Here is an 18,766-nt window from a genome sequence, read left to right as displayed (position 1 = left end):
CCTAATCCGTATACCGGATGCGCGGGTCGAACACGGCGTAGAGCATGTCGACGGTGAAGTTCGCGAACACCACGACGATAGCGATGAACATCACGAGGTTCTGCACGATCGGATAATCGCGCCAGCGGATGGCCTCGACCAGGAAGCGCGCGACACCAGGGATGTTGAATACGGTCTCGGTGACGATGAGGCCGCCGATCAGGAATGCCGCCTCGATGCCGATCACGGTGATCACCGGCAAAATCGCGTTCTTCAGCGCATGCTGATAGTTCACCGCGGCGTCGGAGGCGCCCTTGGCGCGTGCGGTGCGGATATAATCCTGCCGCAGCACCTCCAGCATCGAGGAGCGCGTGATGCGCATGGTGAGCGCGGCGCTGCGGAAGCCGACGGCGGCAGCCGGCACCGCGTAGGTCGCAAACGCCTCCAGCCAGGTCTGAGGATTGGGATTGAAGATCGGCATCTGGCCGAACATCGCGACCGACGCGGTGAGGATCAAAAGCCCGAGCCAGAACGAGGGCAGCGACAGCCCGCTGAGACTGACGACACGCAACGCATAGTCGAGCTTTGTTCCCTGCTTCACCGCGCTGATGACGCCCAAGGGAATGCCGATCGAGGCGGAGAACAGCAATGCGAGCCCGGCAAGCCGTGCGGTGATCGGAATCCGCGGCAAGATCTCCTGGAGCGCCGGCTTCTCCGAGACATAGGAGTAGCCAAAATCGCCGTGCAGAAAACCGCCGATCCAGTGCAGATACTGCATCACCAGCGGCTGGTCGATGCCGAGCTCCTTTTCCAGATTGGCCTTGTCGGCGGGATCGACGTAACCGGCGGCGGCAAAGAGGATGTCGACGATGTTGCCGGGCACGATGCGCAGCAGGAAGAAGATGACGACCGAGATCCCAAAGAGGGTCACGAGCATCAGGAACAGGCGGCGCACCAGATAGGCAAACATCCCAACGCCTCCTGCCGAGCCCTCAGCTGCCCGTCCGCCGCGTTACTTGTCCAGCCACAAATCCTCGTACCGAAAGCCATTATAGGAGGAGTTGGTCATGATCGTCACGCCCTTGACGTAGGGCTGCCAGCAGGTGCCCGCGCGCGCATGAAAGATGATCGGGCGGGCGACGTCCTCCTGCAGCTTCTTGTCGATCTCCCACACCAGCTTCTTGCGCTTCTCGACATTGGTCTCCTGCGACTGCACGTCGAACAGCTTCTCGATCTCCTTGTTGCAATAGTTGGTGTAGTTGCGCTCCGATCCGCAGGAATAATTCTCGTAGAAGGACTGGTCGGGATCGTCGACCGCGTTGCCCGTGAGGTTGAGACCGAGCATGTAGTCCTTGCGCGCGACCTTCGGGAACCAGTTCGCGGTCTCGACCACGTCGAGCTCGCCGTCGATATAGATGCTCTTGAGCTGATCGATCAGGATCACTGCGGGATCGCGATATTCCGCGAGGTTGCGCGTCGAGACCTTCACCGCAAGATGCTTGTTCGGGCCATAGCCCGCCTTCTGCATCAGCTTCTTCGCCTCCTCGCGGTTGGCATTCACGTCTGGGCCATAGCCGGGAATGCTCTCCAGCAAGTCCTTCGGCATGCCCCAAAGGCCCTGGGGTGGCGGCAGCATGGTGCCGCCGACGTCGGCCTGGCCCTCGAACAGGATGGAGATAAAAGCTTTGCGGTCGAGCGCCAGTGCCATCGCGTGACGGATGTCGATGTTGTCGAACGGCGGCGCCGTCGAGTTGACGATGATGTTGGTCGAGACGTTGTCCGGCTCGACCACGCAGACCGCATTCGGCGCCTGCGCCTTGACGTCCTTCAGCAGCGGAATCGTGATGTGCGTCGGGAAGGTCATGTCGAACCTGCCCGCAACGAAAGCGAGGATTGCGGTCGAGCGGTTCGGGATGATGGTGAACTCGATGCCGTCGAGATAGGGCCTTCCCTTCTTCCAGTAGTCGGGATTGCGGGTTAGCTTGATCGACTCGTTGGCCTTGAACTCGACGAACTTGAACGGCCCGGTGCCGATCGGATGCGTGCGCATCTCGGCGGGCGAGACGTGGCAAGGGTAAACCGGCGTATAGCCCGAGGCGAGCAGCGCCAGCAGCGAGGGCTGCGGCCGCTTCAAGTTGAACGAGACCTCGAAATCGCCATTGGTCGTGACGTCATTGACTTCGTTGTACCAGGCCTTGCGCGGGTTCTGCCGGAACTTTTGCTGCGACTTGCCCATCAGCATGTCGAAGGTGCATTTGACGTCGGCAGAAGTGAACGGCTTGCCGTCGTGCCATTTCACGCCCTGGCGCAGCTTGAAGGTCAGCGTCTTGTTGTCGCCGCCCCATGCCCAGCTCTCCGCGAGCTCCGGGACGATGTCATCCATGCTGTTCTGTGGTTCGTCCTGCTTGTAGATGACGAGATTGTTGAAGACGGGCATGAAGGGAATGTTGACCGAATAGGTCGCGCCCTCGTGGATCGAAGCATTTGCGGGGCTGTCGCGATGATACATCCGCAAGATGCCGCCCTGCTTGCCCTCGTCGGCGAACGCGGTGGTTGAGACCGTCAGCACCGCTAGCGCCGCCATTGCGGCGAGCGCCCTCACGCTCCGCATGCTTCTCTCCCTCGAGCCTCAAGGCCTTGTGCAGCCTGTTTGATCGCGACGATAGCCATGCGCGCGAGGGCAGGCAACGGCCAAGGCCTATTGCGGCCTCGGCAATTCGGATGACGTAGAGCCGCACGTTCCTCTCTCACAATGTGAGAGAAGCTGATGTCGCCTTTTCAGTTGGAACCAGATCGAGTTTAGCGTTGCGCCTGCGCGCGGGACGGCAGCAGCGCCAGGACGATCGAGGGCAGCGGAAAGAACAGGGCGCCCAGGACGAACCAGACACCCCGCGAACGTCCCTTCTCCGCCGCAAATTTCGCAGTGCAGCGCCCGCACAGGATGAAGATGGCAAGAAGGCCGGCAACGAAGAGAAACGCGGCGAGCATGGAGGCTCCTCTCAACGCCTGCTGAGCATACAGGACCGCGGTCGCGAGGACGACGGGCGACACCATCCCGGCGAAATCAAAATCCAGAGAGGCGACGGACTACACCTGCAGCGTGTCGCCGCCCTTCAAATGCAGCATCTCGCGTGCCTCGTCGGAGCTGGCGACTTCGAGGCCCAGGCCCTCGATGATCTTGCAGGCGAGGCGCACCTGCTCGGCGTTGGAGGAGGCCATGCGGCCGGGCGCAGCCCAGAGCGAGTCTTCCAGGCCGACGCGGATGTTGCCGCCCATGGCGGCGGCCATCGCCGCAATCGGAAGCTGATGCCGTCCGGCACCCAGCACCGACCAGATGAACTTGTCGCCGAACAGCCGCTCCGCGGTGCGCTTCATATGCAGCACGTCCTCGGGATGCGGGCCGATCCCGCCCTGCAGGCCGAACACGGTTTGCACGAACAGCGGCGGCTTCACGAGACCCTGATCGAGGAAATACTGGAGATTATAAAGGTGCGCGGTGTCGTAGCATTCGAACTCGAAGCGGGTTCCGGTCTCGGACAGCGTCTTCAGAACGAACTCGATGTCCTGGAAGGTGTTGCGGAACACGATGTCCTTGTTCTCGACATGCTTGCGTTCCCAATCATGCTTGAAGGTCTTGAAGCGGTTGAGCATGCCGAAGAAGCCGAAATTCATAGAGCCCATGTTCAGCGAAGCCACTTCCGGCTTGTACACCGCGGCGGGCCGCACGCGTTCGTCCACCGTCATGGTCGGCGAGCCACCGGTGGTGAGGTTGATCACGGCGTTGGAACGCTGCTTGATGATCTTGAGGAACTGCGCAAAGGCCTCCGGCGATTGATCCGGCTGGCCGGTCTCGGGGTTGCGCGCGTGCAGATGCACGATCGCCGCACCCGCTTCCGCGGCTTCCACCGCCGCATCCGCGATCTCTTGCGGCGTCACCGGCAGGGCAGGAGACATCGACGGCGTGTGGATCGCGCCGGTGACGGCGCAGGTGATGATGACTTTGCGGGCCGATACTTTGCTAACCATGGGTTTGCAACTCCGAGGCGGCTGTGATCTACCGTCACGCTTAGCATCAAGACACGATCGGAGCCATCATGGATCTCGACATCAAGGGGTTGCGCGTATTGGTGACCGCGGGGGCGGCCGGCATAGGGCTTGCAATCGCTCGCCGTTTCCTTGCCGAGGGCGCAAAGGTGCACGTCTGCGATGTCGACGAGATGGCGCTTGCCGCGCTTGCGAACGGCGATCCCGCCATTACGCGCTCGCAGTGCGATGTCTCCGACCGGCGCGCCGTGAAGACGATGTTCGATGAGACGGTCCGCGCGCTCGGCGGCCTGGATGTGCTCGTCAACAATGCGGGCATCGCCGGCCCGACGGCGAAGGTCGAGGAGATGAACCCGGAGGACTGGGACCGCTGCGTCGAGGTCTGCCTTACCGGCCAGTTCAACTGCACGCGACTCGCGGTGCCGCTGCTCCGCGAGAGCAGGAACGCCTCGATCGTCAACATCTCGTCCGCCGCCGGCAAGGTCGGCTTCGCCATGCGCACCCCTTACGCGGCGGCGAAGTGGGGCGTCATCGGCCTGACCAAGTCGCTGGCGATCGAGCTCGGCCCCGACAAGATCCGCGTCAACGCCATTTTGCCCGGTCTCGTCGCCGGCGATCGCCAGCGCCGCGTGCTGGAAGCGAAGGCGCAGCAGCGCGGCATCTCCTACGCCGAGATGGAGCGCATCGCGTTCTCCTATACCTCGATCAAGGACTACGTGACGCCCGACCAGATCGCCGACCAGATCCTGTTCATGGCAAGCCCGCGCGGCCGCACCATTTCCGGCCAGACTATCTCGATATGCGGTGATACGCAGATGCTGGGGTGAGATAGCATCAACAAATTCAGTCGTCGTCCCGGATCAGCGCTCGCTACGCTCGCTTGTCCGGGCGACACCGAGTTTGTGGTTTCCCCTCATACAATCCGCGACGTCTTGTTACCCCAATAGCGATCCCGCAGCAGGCGCTTGTAAAGTTTTCCGGTCGGCAGGCGCGGCAATTCCTTTTCGAAGTCGACCGAGCGTGGCACCTTTTGTCGCGACAGCGATTTGGCGCAAAACGTGATCAGCTCTTCGGCGAGCGCCGGCCCCGGCACCACGCCCGGCATCGGTTGCACCACGGCCTTCACCTCTTCGCCGAGATCGGCGTTGGGCACGCCGAACACCGCGGCGTCCGCGACATTCGGATGGGTGATCAGCAGATTCTCGCATTCCTGCGGATAGATGTTCACCCCGCCCGAGATGATCATGAAGGTGGCGCGGTCGGTGAGATAGAGGAAGCGGTCCGCGTCGACATAGCCAACGTCGCCGACCGTGCTCATGCTGCCATCGGCCGAGCGCGCTTCCTTTGTCTTCTCGGGATCGTTGAAATATTGAAACGCCGAGGCCGTCTTGAACCACACCGTGCCCGCGGTGCCGGTCGGGCACTCCTTCATGTTCTCGTCGAGAATATGCAGGTCGCCGAAGAGCACCTTGCCGACGGTGCCGCGATGGGCGAGCCACTCCTCGGTGTTGCAGGCGGTGAAGCCGAGACCCTCGGTCGCGCCGTAATATTCGTGGATGATCGGGCCCCACCATTTGATGATGTCCTCCTTCACCAGCGCCGGGCAGGGCGCCGCGGCATGGATCGCAATCTCGAGCGAGGACAGGTCATAGCGGTTTCGCACCTCCGCCGGCAGCTTCAACAGGCGCGAGAACATCGTTGGCACGAGCTGGGTGTGGGTGATGCCCCATTTCTCGACCAGCTCGAGGTAACGCTCGGGATCAAAGCTCTCCATGATGATCACGGTGCCGCCCATGCGGATCGTCAGATTGACCGCGGCCTGCGGCGCCGAATGATAGAGCGGCGCCGGCGACAGATAGACCATACCCTCGCGGTAGTGCCAAAGTTTCGTGAGGAAATCGAATAGTGGCATATTCTGCCGCGGCGGCTCCTCCGGAAGCGGCCGCAAGATGCCCTTCGGCCGTCCCGTCGTGCCCGACGAATAGAGCATCGCCGTGCCCAGCCATTCGTCGGCGATCGGCGTCTTCGGCAGGCTTGCCGTCGCCTGCTCAAGCCCGACGATACGGTCGCTCTCACCCGGGCCATCGGCGACGACGCAGAGCTCGATCTTTGGACATTCTTTCAGCGCCTCGCGCGCGATGTCGAGCTTGGCCACCGAGGTGATCAGGATACGCGACTGGCTGTTGGTGAGAATGTAGGCGAGCTCGCTCGGCGTGAGAAACGAGTTGACGCAAGTAAAGTAAAGTCCCGACCGCTCGCCCGCGCTGCAAGCTTCGAGATAGCGCGAATTGTTCTCCATGAAGATCGAATAGTGATCGAGCCGCTTCAAGCCGTGCTTGCGAAACAGATGCGCCAGCCGGTTGCTGCGCACATCGAGCTCGCGATAGGTGACGGTCTCGCCCGTGCCGGCCATGATGAAGGCGGGCTGCAGCGGGCGCAGACGGGCATGCGTACCTGTGTACATCGATCCTCCGAGGTTGCGTTAAGCGGCGAGAAGCAGGATTTCGCGCACCTGTGCGGGGCCGTCGATCCGCCGTGGGTTGCGCGGCACCCAGGGCGTACGCATCGCCTGCTCGGCGATGCCGGCGAAATGCTCGGGCGACACGCGCATCTCAGCGAGGCTGCGTGGCATGCCCAGCGAGCGGATGAAGGCATCCAGCACGTCGGCGGCATTCTGGCCCGGGAAGCCCATCGCCGCCGCGACGATCATCTGGCGATCGGCATTTTCACACTCGTTCCAGCGCATCACTGCCGGCAGCATGATGCAGGAGGTGTAGCCATGCGGCACGTCGAAGGCCGCGCCCAGCACGTAACCGATGCCGTGGCTCGCGCCCATGGGAACGCCGGCGGCGAGCGCGCCCATCGACAGCCAGGTGCCGAGCTGCGCGTCCATCCGCGCGTCGAGATCTCTGGGGTTGGCCTTCACCCGCGGCAGCGCATCGGCGAGCATCGCAAGCCCCTTCACGGATTGCGCGTCGGCATAAGGGTGCGTCTCGCGCGAGCAGATCGCCTCGACGCAATGGTCGACGGCACGGATGCCGGTCGAGAGGAACAGCCATTCCGGCGTATGCACGGTGATGGCGGGATCGAGGATCGTTGCGCGCGGCACCATCAGCGGATGGCGGAGCATCTGCTTCACATGGGTGCTGCGGTCGGTGACCCCCGCGATGGCGCTGAACTCGCCGCCGGCGATCGTGGTGGGCACGCTGACCTGCCGCACCAATGGTGCGTTCATCTCGGGTGCGACGCCCTTGTGGACGCGGATGCGTTCGATGCCATCGGTGCTGTCGATGTCGTTGGCAAGGCAGAGCTGTACCGCCTTGGCGCCGTCGGTGATCGAGCCGCCGCCGACGGTGACGATCAAGTCAGCCTTCACCTCTCGCGCCGCGTTGGCGGCCGCGATCACCGCCTCGCGCGGCGTATGCGCCGGCATGGCGTCGAACAGGCCGGCACAACGCGCGCCCAGTGCCTGCTTGATTTTCTGGATTTCGTCGGTCTGCCGGTTGAGCGTGCCGGACACCATCAGGAAGGCACGATCCGCCTTCAGCCGATCCATCTGCGCCAGAATGGCGCACGCGGCCGGATGGCCGAACACGACCTCCTCGATCGCGCCGAAAACGACACGCCCTTGATGCACGCCTGTCCTCCCGGACAATTCGTCTTGTTTTTGTTCGACTAATCTAGCCGAGCTGCCGGCGCCCGTCATGCGCGAAGACGCTGTCTCTCTCTTCCCCTCTCCCTGCTCTTCGCGGGGAGAGGGGAGGGTGAGGGGTGTTTCCACATTCACAATGGCAGTTTGGCTCGCGGAGGCTCCCCCTCACCCGATCGCATCTTGCGATGCGATCGGCCTCTCCCGCAGGCGGGGAGAGGCGAAGCAACCGCCTCGCATTCACGAGCCCGGCGAATAAGACTATTCGCATTCAGCTACCTAATCGCCGGTTGCACAACCGACTATCTCCGCGCAACCCACCATCCGGTTAGGCGTTCCGCCTCAGATTGCGCCGTCTTCCGTCTTGAAGAGTTCATCATTGAAACCCATCTTGTGCCGCCTGCGGGTAAGGGACTACCCTGTTTGCCGCAGCCACGAAGGAAGGGGCAAGACATGAGCAAGCCGAACCCGAGGCAGCGTCTAGTCCGACGGCAATCCGCGCTGCATCCGTTCCTCGCAGTTCTGGCGCTGATGGTTACCGGCCTCCTCGCGGGCTGTGACAGGCCTGCCTCGCAGGCGGCAGCTCCGCCGGCGCCTTCCGTCACCGTCGCCCAGCCGGTCAAGCGCACGGTCACTGATTGGGATGAATACACCGGCCGCTTCGATGCGGTCGAAGAGGTGCAGGTGCGTCCGCGCGTCGGTGGCTACGTCAATTCGGTCGAATTCCAGGACGGTGCCATCGTGCACCAGGGCGATCTGCTCTACGTCATCGACCCGCGCCCGTTCGAGGCGGTGGCGGAACAGGCGGACGGTCAGCTCGCGGACGCGCGCGCAAAAGTCGAGCTGGCCAAGCGCGAGCTCGACCGCGGCCTCAATCTGGTCCAGACCAGCGCGGTCTCCGAGCAGGTCGTCGATCAGCGCCGCCAGGCCCTCCAGGCCGCGCACGCCGCCGAGACGCAGGCGGAAGGCTCGCTCAAGGCCGCCAAGCTCAATATCGAATTCACCCATGTGGTGGCGCCGATCACCGGCCGCGTCAGCCGCCATCTCGTCAGCCCCGGCAATCTGGTGCAAGGCAGTGACGCCGGCTCCTCGACGCTGCTCACCTCGATCGTGACGCTGGATCCCATCTACGTCTATTTCGACATGGATGAGACGAGCTTCATCAAATACAGCAAGCTGTGGTTCGAAGGAAAGCGCCCGAGCTCGCGTGATACGCCGAACCCGGTGCAGGTGACGCTCGCCGGCGAGACCAAGCCGTCGCATGACGGCACCATCAATTTCCTCGACAACCGCCTCGACGTCTCCACCGGCACGCTGCGCAGCCGCGCCGTCATCAAGAACACTGACCTTTCCATCCTCCCGGGCCAGTTCGGCCGCGTCCGGCTGATCGGCAGCGCGCCGTATGAGGCGCTTTTGATTCCGGATGCCGCGGTCGCGACCGATCAGTCCCGCAAGATCGTCTTCGTGGTCAAGCCGGACGATACCGTCGAGGCGCGCCCCGTGACGCTAGGTCCGCTCGACGAGGGACTGCGCGTGATCCGCGAAGGGCTCAAGGCCGATGATCGCGTGATCGTCGACGGCATTCAGCGCGCCCGCGTCGGCGCCAAGGTTAATCCGCATCAAGCGCAAGCGCAGGCGGGTGGCAAGTCATGAATCTCGGCCGCCTCTCCATCAACCAGCCCATCCTGGCGATGGTGCTGTCGATCGTGCTTCTGATCGTCGGCGCGCTCGCCTACACCACGCTGCCGGTCTCCGAATATCCGCAAGTGGTGCCCCCGACCGTGGTGGTGACAACGCAATATCCCGGCGCCTCCGCGCAAACCGTCTCCGACACGGTCGCTGCTCCGATCGAGCAGGAGATCAATGGCGTCGAGGACATGCTGTATCTCTACAGCCAGGCGACCTCGAACGGCCAGCTCACCATCACCGTCACCTTCAAGCTTGGCACCGACCTCGACAAGGCCCAGGTGCTGGTGCAGAACCGCGTCGCGATAGCGCAGCCGCGCCTTCCGGCGGAAGTGCAGCAGCAAGGCGTGACCACACGCAAGAACTCGCCCGACATCCTGATGGTCGTGTTCATGCTGTCGCCCGACGACAGCTTTGACCAGCTCTACATCTCCAACTATGCGCTGCTCCAGGTCCGCGATCAGCTCTTGCGTCTCGACGGCGTCGGCGACATCACGATCTTTGGCGCGCGCGATTATTCGATGCGGCTCTGGCTCGATCCCGACCGGATCGCCAATCTCGGCCTAACCTCGACCGAAGTGCTGGCGGCGATCCGGTCGCAGAACGTGCAGATCGCCGGCGGCCAGATCGCGGAACCGCCGATCGCGGACCGAGCCTTCCAGCCGAACCTCACCTTCACCGGACGCCTGAAGGATCCGAAGCAGTTCGAGGACATCCTGATCAAGGCCGGTTCCGACGGCCGAACCGTGCGCCTGCGCGACGTCGCCCGCATCGAGCTCGGCGCGCTGTCCTACTCCACCAATAGCTTCCTGCTGCGCAAATCGGCCGTCGGCATGTTGGTGACGCAGCGGCCAGGATCCAACGCGCTGGCGACCGCGAAGAACATTTCCGACACCATGGTGAAGCTCAAGCAGAGCTTCCCGAAAGGGCTCGACTACAATATCGGCTACAACCCGACCGAGTTCATCGCCCAATCTGTCCACGAGCTGATCAAGACCATCTACGAGGCCATGCTGCTGGTGGTCATCGTGGTGCTGGTCTTCCTGCAAGGCTGGCGGCCGGCGATCATTCCGATCATCGCCATCCCGGTCTCGCTGGTCGGCACCTTTGCGGTGATGGCGGCGCTCGGCTTCTCCATCAATAACCTCACGCTGTTCGGTCTCGTGCTCGCCGTCGGCATCGTGGTCGACGACGCCATCGTGGTGGTCGAGAATGTCGAGCGGCACCTCGAGCATGGCCTCAGCCGACGTGATGCCGCGCTGAAGACCATGGAGGAGGTCGGCGGCGCGCTGGTCTCGATCGCGCTAGTGCTGTGCGCCGTGTTCGTGCCGACGGCGTTCCTGGGAGGCATCTCCGGGCAGTTCTTCCAGCAATTCGCCGTTACCATTGCGGTGGCGACCGCGATCTCCTGCTTCTGCTCGCTGACACTGTCGCCGGCGCTGGCCTCGCTGATCCTTACTCCGCATGAAGAGAAGCGGCCGCCGGCGCGCTGGAATGTCATTGCACGCGGCTGGGGAGCCTTCACCGGCGTCTTTAACCGCGTGTTCGACCGTCTGTCACACGGCTATGCCGGTATCGCCAATTTCGTCATCCGGCATTCGGTGGTGATGTTGCTGGTCTACGTCGCGCTGATCGGCAGCGCCGGATGGCTGATCTTTACCACGCCGCAGGGCTTCATTCCGGCGCAGGATCGCGGCTACGTCATCATCTCGGCGCAATTGCCGGGCGCGGCGTCGCTGGCGCGCACCACCGAGATCGTGCACGAGATCGAGGGCATCGCACTCGATACGCCGGGCATCATCCGCGTCGCCGTCTTCGCCGGCTTCTCCGGCGCCACGCGTACGCAGCAGGGCAACGCCGCCGCGCTGTTTCCGGTATTCGCCGAGCCGGAGGTGCGCCTGAAGAAGGGGCTTACGGCTGGCGTCATCACCGCCGAGCTGCGCAAGCGCCTCTCGAAGATCGAAGGCGCCTTCATCATCGTCATTCCGCCGCCGGCCGTACCCGGCATCGGCACCGGCGGCGGCTTCACCATCCGCGTCCAGGACCGGCAGGGCCGCGGACCGGAAATGCTCGCGGCGGCCACTGACGAGCTGGTCGCCGCTGCGCGCAAATCACCCAATCTCACCTCGGTGTTCTCGCCGTTCACGGCCAACACGCCGCAGCTCTTCGTCGACATCGACCGCACCAAGGCGCAGAAGCTCGGCGTTCCCATCTCTAATATCAACGACACGATCCAGACCTATTTCGGATCGACCTATGTCAACGACTTCAACCTGTTCGGCCGTACCTATCACGTCACCGCCCAGGCCGATTTGCCGTTCCGAAAAGAGCCCAGCGATCTCGCACGGCTGCGCACGCGCAATGCGTCCGGCGACATGGTGATGCTTGGCAGCGTGGTCGACTTCAAGAATGTCTCCGGCCCCGACCGCGTCGCGCGCTACAATCTTTATGCGGCGTCCGAATTGCAGGGCGAACCGGCGCCGGGCACCAGCTCGACGACCGCACTCAACACCATCAAGAAGCTCGCGGACGAGACCTTGCCGAGCGGCTTCACTTTCGAATGGACGGACCTGTCCTATCAGCAAGTCACCGGCGGCAATGCCGGCCTCTACGTCTTTCCGATCTGCGTGCTGTTCGTCTATCTCGTGCTAGCCGCACAATATGGCAGCTGGACCTTGCCGTTCTCGGTGATCCTGATCGTGCCGATGTGCCTGCTCGCTGCCACCATCGGCGTGCGCATAATGGGCCAGGACGTCAACATCCTCACGCAAATCGGCTTCGTGGTGCTGGTCGGACTGGCCGCGAAAAACGCCATCCTGATCGTCGAGTTCGCCCGCGACATCGAGCTCGAGGGCAAGCCGCGGCTGGAAGCCGTGATCGAGGCCTGTCGCCTGCGCCTGCGGCCGATCCTGATGACGTCCTTCGCCTTCATCCTCGGCGTGCTGCCGCTCGTGGTCTCGACCGGGTCAGGCTCGGAGATGCGGCAGGCCGTCGGCGTCGCCGTGTTCTTCGGCATGCTCGGCGTCACGCTGTTCGGCCTGGTCTTCACGCCGATATTCTACATGATCGTGCGCAACCTGGCGGACGGGCGCGGGAAGAAGCCGGCGGCTGCGACTTGATGCGTCATTGTGGTCACCGCCGCATCCACAACCTCAGTGTCGTCCCGGCGAGTGCGCAATTGCGCACGGGGGGCGGGACCCATAACAACAGCTAGTAGTTGTGGCGCGAGATGGTGGTTGCGAGTCTTCACCAAACGTCTCCCTGTGGTTATGGGGCCCGGATCGCGCTCCGCTTCGCTTGTCCGGGACGACGAGTGCAGATTGGGGAGCCCGCCCATACTAACGGCTGAGGCGAAATGGATGGGCATTGCCGGGGTTCTTCACTAGTATCCGCGCGATTTCAGAACAGAAAACTGCTGGGAGCTAAAATATGAAATCAGCATATTTGGTGGCTGTGGCTACGTCCGCCCTGTTGCTGGCGGTGCCGGCCTCAGCGCAAAACGCCAATCAAGGCGTCAAGATCGGCATCCTCAACGACCAGTCCGGCGTCTACGCCGACTACGGCGGCAAATGGTCGGTCGAAGCCGCAAAAATGGCGATCGAGGATTTTGGCGGCGAGGTGCTGGGACACAAGATCGAGCTCGTTACCGCCGATCACCAGAACAAGCCGGATCTCGCCACCTCCATTGCGCGGCGCTGGTACGACGTCGAGAACGTCGACATGATCACGGAGCTGACGACCTCTTCGGTCGCACTTGCGATCCACGAGCTTTCCAAGGAAAAGAAGAAGATCGACATCGTCGTGGGGGCTGCGACATCGCGCCTCACCGGTGATGCCTGCCAGCCCTATGGCTTCCACTGGGCCTATGACACCCGCGCGCTCGCGGTCGGCACCGGCGGCGCGCTGACCAAAGCCGGCGGTGACACCTGGTTCTTCCTCACCGCCGACTATGCCTTCGGCTATGCGCTGGAAAAGGACACCAGCGAGATCGTCACCGCCAATGGCGGCAAGGTGGTCGGCTCGGTCCGCGTGCCCCTCAACTCATCGGACTTCTCCTCCTTCCTGCTCCAGGCGCAGAGCTCCAAGGCCAAGATCGTCGGCCTTGCCAATGCAGGGCTCGACACCACCAACTCGATCAAGCAGGCCGCCGAGTTCGGCATCGTCACCGGCGGCCAGAAGCTCGCGGGCCTCCTGATGACGCTTGCGGAAGTGAACGGCCTCGGCTTGCAGGCCGCGCAAGGCCTCGTGCTCACCGAGGGCTATTACTGGGATCTCAACGACAAGACGCGCGACCTCGGCGAACGCTTCTTCAAGCGCACCGGGCGGATGCCGAGCATGATCCACGCCGGCACCTATTCGGCGACGCTGAGCTACCTGAAGGCGGTCAAGGCCGCCGGCACCAAGGATCCGGACGCGGTTGCCAAGAAGCTGAAGGAGCTCCCGGTCAACGACGATTTCGCGCAGGGCGGCAAGGTTCTCGAGAACGGCCGCATGGTCCACGACATGTACCTGTTCGAGGTCAAGAAGCCGTCGGAATCGAAGCGGCCCTTCGACTACTACAAGCTGCTCGCCACCGTCCCCGGCGACAAAGCGTTCTTCACCGTCAAGGAAAGCGGCTGCCCGCTGACGAAGTGACGCGCAGCGTCATTCCGGGTTCGGTCCTGCGGACCGCCCCGGAATGACGGGGTGGCTTCAGAAAATCACGGCGTTGCGTTCAGGAATGCACCACTCGCCACAGCACCGCGAGGAGCGCGCCGACCCACAGCGCGATGCTGGCGAATGCCTGGATGCCAAACCCTGGGCCGCGCTTGGCGGCTTCTTTCGAATAGCCGATGAAATAGACGATGCGGCCGATGATCCAGACCGCGCCGATTGCGGCCGCAATCTCATCACTGATGTAGATCGCGAACAGCCAGAGCGACGGCAGGAAGATCGGCATCCATTCCAGCGTGTTCATCTGGATGCGGAAGGCGCGCTCGAAATCGGGATGGCCCGACATCGCCGGCACCTTGACGCCAGTCTTGGCGCGTGACCGTGCGACATTGACGCCTGTGAAGAAGCAGAACGCCACGGCCAGCAGCGTGACGAGCGCCGTGAGATGATACATCGCTAGGTCCTCTTGAAGTCGCCGGCCGCTCAATAGCCTGTCAGTTCGAGATAGCCAACGCCGTCATGGCTGCCGGAGAAGCTGATCGGACCCTCCCAATAGGAAAAGCCAGTTCCCATCCAGGCCGCCGGGTTGAGCGGCGTGCAGATGATCGCCAGAGATCGCGAGGGAATCGTGATCTGCCATTCCACCGGCAGTTTGCGCCCCGCAACCTCGGCCCATCCTTTCGGCGTCATCTGGATGTCGGCGGCAAAGATCTGCTGCGTGCGGCGGTCGGGCGAGATCCAGTTGCCGAACGGATCGTCCTTGCCGTCCTTCTGCCGCAGTCGGTACAGCATCAGCTTGTCGCCCGATGAGAGGTGCAGCGACAGCCAGTCCCAGCCGGTCTGGTCGGAGGCAAGAGGCTGGCTGCTCCATTCGCGGTCCATCCAGGCCTGCCCCGACACATCGATCGCCTTGTCGTTGATGACGAGGCTGCCACGCGCACGGAAAAAAGGCTGGCTGTAATAATATGACGCTTGGCCGCGCTCGGACTTGCGGCTGAAACCGCCGTCGCCTTGCAGCACCACCGGACGATCCGCCTGAAGCGTCAGCGCGTAGCTGAAATCGATGCCCGACGCCTTCAACGCGAGCGGCGACAGCATGCGATCATCGGTGCCTTCGGCGCCCTTCATCTCCCAGTCGTCGATCCAGGCCGCGAAAGGCTTTGTGTCCACGCCTGCTTGCCCGACGCCGCCGCGGGCGAACAGCTCGTTGAAGCGGTGGGTGTCGGCGCGGGTCACCGCGGCATGTCCCATCCAGAGCTGCTGATTGGCCCAGCCCTCGCGCTGCGGCCCGGCCTCGGTGGCCTGGCGAAACAGCGTCCATTGCAGGCCGCAAGCCGCGCCACTGGCGTCGACCAGATTAGCCGTGAGGTACCACCACTCGATGCGGAAGTCCGGATGCGGCCCGTGGTCGGCGGGGAAGGAAAACACTTTTCCAGGCACCACCTGTGCAAAGCCGTCCGCGGTCTCGCCGAGGCCCGCGTAACCTTGCGCCACCGCGCGGCGCGACAGCGCCAGCGCGGCGAGGCCGCCGGCAAATGCGCGCCGCGATACTTGGTCAGCGCTCATTGGCGAACACCTTCACGAGATTTGCCGGCTGCATCCGCGCGAGCCGCGCCACCGGCAACAATGCGGCGAGCAGCGAAGCGACCAGTGCCACTGCGACCAGCTCCACCAGTTGCAGCGGAAACACGTGGAACGGCAGGCGCCAGCCGAACGCTTTCACGTTGACGATCGCGATCAGGCACCAGGCCACGATGAGTCCCAGCGGCAACGCCAGCAGCGCCGTGAACAGCGCAACCGCGAGCGTCTTGGTCAGTTCGATCGCGGCAAGGCGCGATCGCGTGAGGCCGATCGCCCAGAGCGGCGCAAGCTGCGGCAGGCGGGAGTTGGCAAGTGTCAGCAGGCTGGTCAGAAGCGCGATCCCGGCGACGCCGAGAGTGAAGGCGTTCAGCGCTCCGGTCACCGCAAAAGTGCGGTTGAAGATGCGGATCGATTCCGCCTTCACCGTTGCCTGGTCGGCGACGCTGCGGTCGTCAAGGGCAAACTGCTTCTGCAGCGCCGCGATCAGGCCGGGAATCTTGTCGCGGGGAACGATGAGTCCGATCCGCGTCTGCGGCGTTTGCGGAAAGTGCCGGATCAACGCCGCGACGTTTACGGCGATCTGTCCCTTGGGGTTGCCGTAATCGGCATAGATGCCGGCGATATCGAGCACCCAGCTGCCGCCCGGCGCGGGAATCTCGATGACGTCGCCGACGCGCAGCTTCAACCGCCGGCTCAATTGCTCGCTGACGAAGGCGGCATCACCCGGCACAAGCTGCGCCCAGGCGCGTGGCGCGGCTTCGAGCAGCGGCCAGCGCTCGCGATAGAGCGCGTGGTCGGGCAGGCCGAGCAGCTCCACGGGCTGTCCCTCGAGTTGCGTCTCCGCACGCCCGCCGCTCAGGACGGCCTGCACCTCGCTGCGTTCGCGCAGCCAGCTCCGGATCGCGACCGCCTTCGCATTGTCGGGCGCGCTGATGTAGACGTCGGCGGCGAGCCGCCCGTTCAGCCAGGTAATGAAGGTGCGGCTGAAGGTCTCCACCATGGTGGAGACGCCGACATTGACGGCAAGCGCAAGCAGCAGCGCCATCAGCGCCAGCGACAGGCCTGAGAGCTGCTGCCGGCTGTCGGCCCAGAACCACAGCGCAAGCGGCCCCTTCGCCCGGCGCTGGCCGACGAGCAGGATGATCTCGAGCAGCGCGGGAAGGATCAGGGCCGCGCCGAGCATCAGCGCGGCAAGCACGCCGAAGCCGGCGATCAGCGAATCGCCATAGCGCAACAACAGCAGCGCGACCGCAAACACGGCGAGGGCCGCTGCGCCTTGCAGGATCAGCCAGCGCCGCTGCGCCTGCTGCCAGGCCTGCGGCTGCGCGGTCGCGAGCAATGGCAGACGCATCGCCTTGATCAGGCTCGTTGCTGCCGCGATCAGCGCGCCGATGATGCTGATGCCGACGCCGGCGAGCCACCATTCGCCGCGCAGCGATAGCTGGCCCGGGATCTGCGCGCCATAGAGCCCGCGCAGCGAGGCTGCGACGTCCGGGAGCAGTGCCGCCGCAATGACATAGCCGCAGGCGAGTCCGACGAGCCCTGCCGCTAACGCCAGCACCACCAGCTCGATGACCAGCACGGTGTTGAGCATCCGTGCCGAGGCTCCGCAGGCCCGCAGCGTGCGCAGCATCGGCAGCCGCTGCTCGAACGCGAGGCCGACGGCCGAATTGACGATGAAGAGCCCGACGAAGAACGACAACAGGCCAAAGGCGGTGAGGTTGAGATGAAAGCTGTCGGTGAGGCGTTCGAGCTCGGTCTCCGCGCTCGGCTCGATCAGCTGCAATCTGTCACCGACGACGCTCGCGAGTGGTGCCGGTGTGCCTCTGGCCTTGCCGATCAGAAGTCGCGAGAGCTGACCTTGCTTGCCGAGCAGCCGCTGCGCGACGCCGATATTGACGACCAGGACGTCGGGCACGAGCTGCTGCTGGGCGTGCAGGGGCGGCAGCTTTGCGCCGCTGCTGATCAGTGGCGCCGCGCCCTCCATCGCGTCGAGATCGGCGAGCGTCTCTGGCGCCACCAGCGTCTGGCCGGGTGGGGCGACGAAGGCGCGCAAATCGGACGCGCCGAGCCGCGGCGCGTTGCCGACTTCGGCCGGCAGTGTCACCGGCTCGATGCCGAGCAGGCGGAACGAGTGTCCGTTGATCTGGACGCGACCCTCCACGACCGGCGAGACCGGCCAACCGGCGCGGCTAAGCGCAACGAACAGGTCCTGCGAGAACGTCGCGGTATCAGGGGCAACCAGCATCGGCGTGCGCACGCCGCCAAAGGTCGCCGCCGCGCGGTCATAGGCGTTGCGCGCCTGCTGGTTGATGGCCTGCACGCCGCTCCACAACGCGGTCGCCGCGATCAGGCCGATCAGGAGCGTCGCAAGCTGCATCGGATGTCGCCGCCAATGGCTGAGCAGCACCGCCAGGATCCAGAGCGCGTGTCTCATGTGATCCGCCCCGCATGCAGCGTGACGTGGCGGTCGAGCGTGCCGGCCAGATGCAGGCTGTGGGTCACCATCAGAAAGCCGCAGCCTGTGCGCGCCACGAGATCCCGCGTCAGGGCGAGCACGTCGTCGGCGGTCACTTCATCGAGATTGCCGGTCGGCTCGTCCGCGAGCAGCAGTGACGGCTTGATCGCGAGCGCGCGGCCGATGGCGACCCGCTGCTGCTGGCCGCCGGAGAGCTGCTCGGGGTAGCGTCTCAACAGCTTGCCGAGGCCGAGCCGCTCGATCAGCTCACCGTGCCAGGCACCATCGTGTCGGCCGGCGATCCGCGCCTGGAAGGCGAGATTGTCCTCGACCGACAGGCTCGGGATCAGGTTGAACTGCTGGAAGACGAGCCCGAGCCGGTCGCGCCGCAGCGCTGCCCGCCCTGCATCCGGCAGCGCCGTCACATCGGTGCTTTCGAGCATGATCGTGCCGCCGTCGGCGCCATCCAGCCCCGCGATCAGGTGCAGCAGTGTGCTCTTGCCGCTGCCGGATTCGCCGGTCAGCGCGACGCGCTCGCCGGGGCGCACGTCGAGATCGACGCCGCGCAACACATGGACCGGCTCGCCGGCCGAGGAGAAGCTTTTGGACAGGTTCTTGATGTTGAGCACGATGAATGGCGCCGCACGGAATTAACTGGGATGTTGCGTAGCACAGTTGATGCGGAAATGCCGGGGTTGCGTTGCCGTTCAAGCCGT

At 64.1% G+C, this 18,766-nt stretch carries 14 protein-coding genes; 4 read left to right on the top strand and 10 right to left on the bottom strand.

Annotation, left to right across the window (positions count from 1 at the left end; all coding sequences use genetic code 11):
- Position 1: 1 nt before the first annotated feature.
- From Q3C01_RS14620 to kce, 4 genes are all read right to left on the bottom strand, one after another.
- Positions 2-949 carry an ABC transporter permease gene (locus Q3C01_RS14620; RefSeq protein WP_458146024.1) on the bottom strand — a complete coding sequence of 316 codons (948 nt, stop codon included), beginning with the start codon at positions 947-949 and terminating at the stop codon, positions 2-4.
- A 42-nt stretch (positions 950-991) separates the two neighbouring features.
- The gene (locus Q3C01_RS14615) at positions 992-2,590 is read right to left on the bottom strand and encodes an ABC transporter substrate-binding protein (protein ID WP_458146023.1); all 1,599 of its coding nucleotides are present in this window, start codon (positions 2,588-2,590) and stop codon (positions 992-994) included.
- Between the two features lie 188 nt (positions 2,591-2,778).
- Positions 2,779-2,967: a hypothetical protein gene (locus tag Q3C01_RS14610; protein WP_458146022.1), complete on the bottom strand. Its 189-nt coding sequence runs from the start codon at positions 2,965-2,967 to the stop codon at positions 2,779-2,781.
- 99 nt (positions 2,968-3,066) lie between these two features.
- Positions 3,067-4,005 (bottom strand): 3,5-dioxohexanoate:acetyl-CoA acetone transferase, encoded by a 939-nt coding sequence (gene kce / locus Q3C01_RS14605; RefSeq protein ID WP_458146021.1) that lies wholly within the window; start codon positions 4,003-4,005, stop codon positions 3,067-3,069.
- A 68-nt stretch (positions 4,006-4,073) separates the two neighbouring features.
- Between kce and Q3C01_RS14600 the strand changes: the two genes are divergently transcribed.
- Positions 4,074-4,850, top strand: coding sequence for an SDR family oxidoreductase (locus Q3C01_RS14600; RefSeq protein WP_458146020.1), 777 nt, complete (start codon positions 4,074-4,076; stop codon positions 4,848-4,850).
- Between the two features lie 86 nt (positions 4,851-4,936).
- On the opposite strand, the gene Q3C01_RS14595 is transcribed toward Q3C01_RS14600, so the two are convergent.
- Complete coding sequence (locus tag Q3C01_RS14595; protein WP_458146019.1) at positions 4,937-6,487, bottom strand: AMP-binding protein; 1,551 nt, start codon at positions 6,485-6,487, stop codon at positions 4,937-4,939.
- 18 nt (positions 6,488-6,505) lie between these two features.
- Positions 6,506-7,660, bottom strand: coding sequence for an iron-containing alcohol dehydrogenase (locus tag Q3C01_RS14590; RefSeq protein ID WP_458146018.1), 1,155 nt, complete (start codon positions 7,658-7,660; stop codon positions 6,506-6,508).
- Positions 7,661-8,125: 465 nt separating this feature from the next.
- Here Q3C01_RS14590 and Q3C01_RS14585 point away from each other — a divergent pair, with 465 nt between their 5' ends.
- The 3 genes from Q3C01_RS14585 to Q3C01_RS14575 all read left to right on the top strand — a co-directional run bounded on the left by Q3C01_RS14585 (position 8,126) and on the right by Q3C01_RS14575 (position 13,993).
- On the top strand, positions 8,126-9,325 hold the full coding sequence (locus Q3C01_RS14585) for an efflux RND transporter periplasmic adaptor subunit (protein ID WP_479684011.1): 1,200 nt from the start codon (positions 8,126-8,128) through the stop codon (positions 9,323-9,325).
- A complete protein-coding gene (locus Q3C01_RS14580) occupies positions 9,322-12,477 on the top strand; it encodes an efflux RND transporter permease subunit (RefSeq protein ID WP_458146017.1) in 3,156 nt (1,051 codons plus the stop codon). The genes Q3C01_RS14585 and Q3C01_RS14580 overlap by 4 nt, the downstream gene beginning before the upstream one ends.
- Positions 12,478-12,787: 310 nt before the next feature.
- A complete protein-coding gene (locus Q3C01_RS14575; protein WP_458146016.1) occupies positions 12,788-13,993 on the top strand; it encodes an ABC transporter substrate-binding protein in 1,206 nt (401 codons plus the stop codon).
- A 79-nt stretch (positions 13,994-14,072) separates the two neighbouring features.
- Here Q3C01_RS14575 and Q3C01_RS14570 read toward each other — a convergent pair whose 3' ends face one another.
- The 4 genes from Q3C01_RS14570 to Q3C01_RS14555 are packed head-to-tail and all read right to left on the bottom strand — an operon-like array spanning position 14,073 to position 18,679.
- The gene (locus Q3C01_RS14570; protein ID WP_458146015.1) at positions 14,073-14,465 is read right to left on the bottom strand and encodes an MAPEG family protein; all 393 of its coding nucleotides are present in this window, start codon (positions 14,463-14,465) and stop codon (positions 14,073-14,075) included.
- A gap of 29 nt (positions 14,466-14,494) precedes the next feature.
- Complete coding sequence (locus Q3C01_RS14565) at positions 14,495-15,577, bottom strand: lipocalin-like domain-containing protein (RefSeq protein ID WP_458146014.1); 1,083 nt, start codon at positions 15,575-15,577, stop codon at positions 14,495-14,497.
- Complete coding sequence (locus Q3C01_RS14560) at positions 15,567-18,029, bottom strand: ABC transporter permease (RefSeq protein WP_458146013.1); 2,463 nt, start codon at positions 18,027-18,029, stop codon at positions 15,567-15,569. The genes Q3C01_RS14565 and Q3C01_RS14560 overlap by 11 nt, the downstream gene beginning before the upstream one ends.
- Entirely contained in the window at positions 18,026-18,679 is a 654-nt protein-coding gene (locus Q3C01_RS14555; RefSeq protein WP_458146012.1) for an ABC transporter ATP-binding protein, read from the bottom strand. The genes Q3C01_RS14560 and Q3C01_RS14555 overlap by 4 nt, the downstream gene beginning before the upstream one ends.
- Positions 18,680-18,766: the final 87 nt, after the last annotated feature.

The organism is Bradyrhizobium sp. UFLA05-109, assembly GCF_054185165.1.
Note: the sequence above shows the minus strand (reverse complement) of the source record. Positions and strands in the feature narration are given on the sequence as shown.

Bases quoted from the DNA above. Each gene is read 5' to 3' on its own strand.
- Q3C01_RS14580 (WP_458146017.1), top strand. From the start codon at position 9,322: ATGAATCTCGGCCGCCTCTCCATCAACCAGCCCATCCTGGCGATGGTG.
- Q3C01_RS14585 (WP_479684011.1), top strand. From the start codon at position 8,126: ATGAGCAAGCCGAACCCGAGGCAGCGTCTAGTCCGACGGCAATCCGCG.
- Q3C01_RS14615 (WP_458146023.1), bottom strand. From the start codon at position 2,590: ATGCGGAGCGTGAGGGCGCTCGCCGCAATGGCGGCGCTAGCGGTGCTG.
- Q3C01_RS14565 (WP_458146014.1), bottom strand. From the start codon at position 15,577: ATGAGCGCTGACCAAGTATCGCGGCGCGCATTTGCCGGCGGCCTCGCC.
- Q3C01_RS14570 (WP_458146015.1), bottom strand. From the start codon at position 14,465: ATGTATCATCTCACGGCGCTCGTCACGCTGCTGGCCGTGGCGTTCTGC.
- Q3C01_RS14575 (WP_458146016.1), top strand. From the start codon at position 12,788: ATGAAATCAGCATATTTGGTGGCTGTGGCTACGTCCGCCCTGTTGCTG.
- Q3C01_RS14595 (WP_458146019.1), bottom strand. From the start codon at position 6,487: ATGTACACAGGTACGCATGCCCGTCTGCGCCCGCTGCAGCCCGCCTTC.
- Q3C01_RS14600 (WP_458146020.1), top strand. From the start codon at position 4,074: ATGGATCTCGACATCAAGGGGTTGCGCGTATTGGTGACCGCGGGGGCG.
- kce (WP_458146021.1), bottom strand. From the start codon at position 4,005: ATGGTTAGCAAAGTATCGGCCCGCAAAGTCATCATCACCTGCGCCGTC.
- Q3C01_RS14560 (WP_458146013.1), bottom strand. From the start codon at position 18,029: ATGAGACACGCGCTCTGGATCCTGGCGGTGCTGCTCAGCCATTGGCGG.
- Q3C01_RS14620 (WP_458146024.1), bottom strand. From the start codon at position 949: ATGTTTGCCTATCTGGTGCGCCGCCTGTTCCTGATGCTCGTGACCCTC.
- Q3C01_RS14610 (WP_458146022.1), bottom strand. From the start codon at position 2,967: ATGCTCGCCGCGTTTCTCTTCGTTGCCGGCCTTCTTGCCATCTTCATC.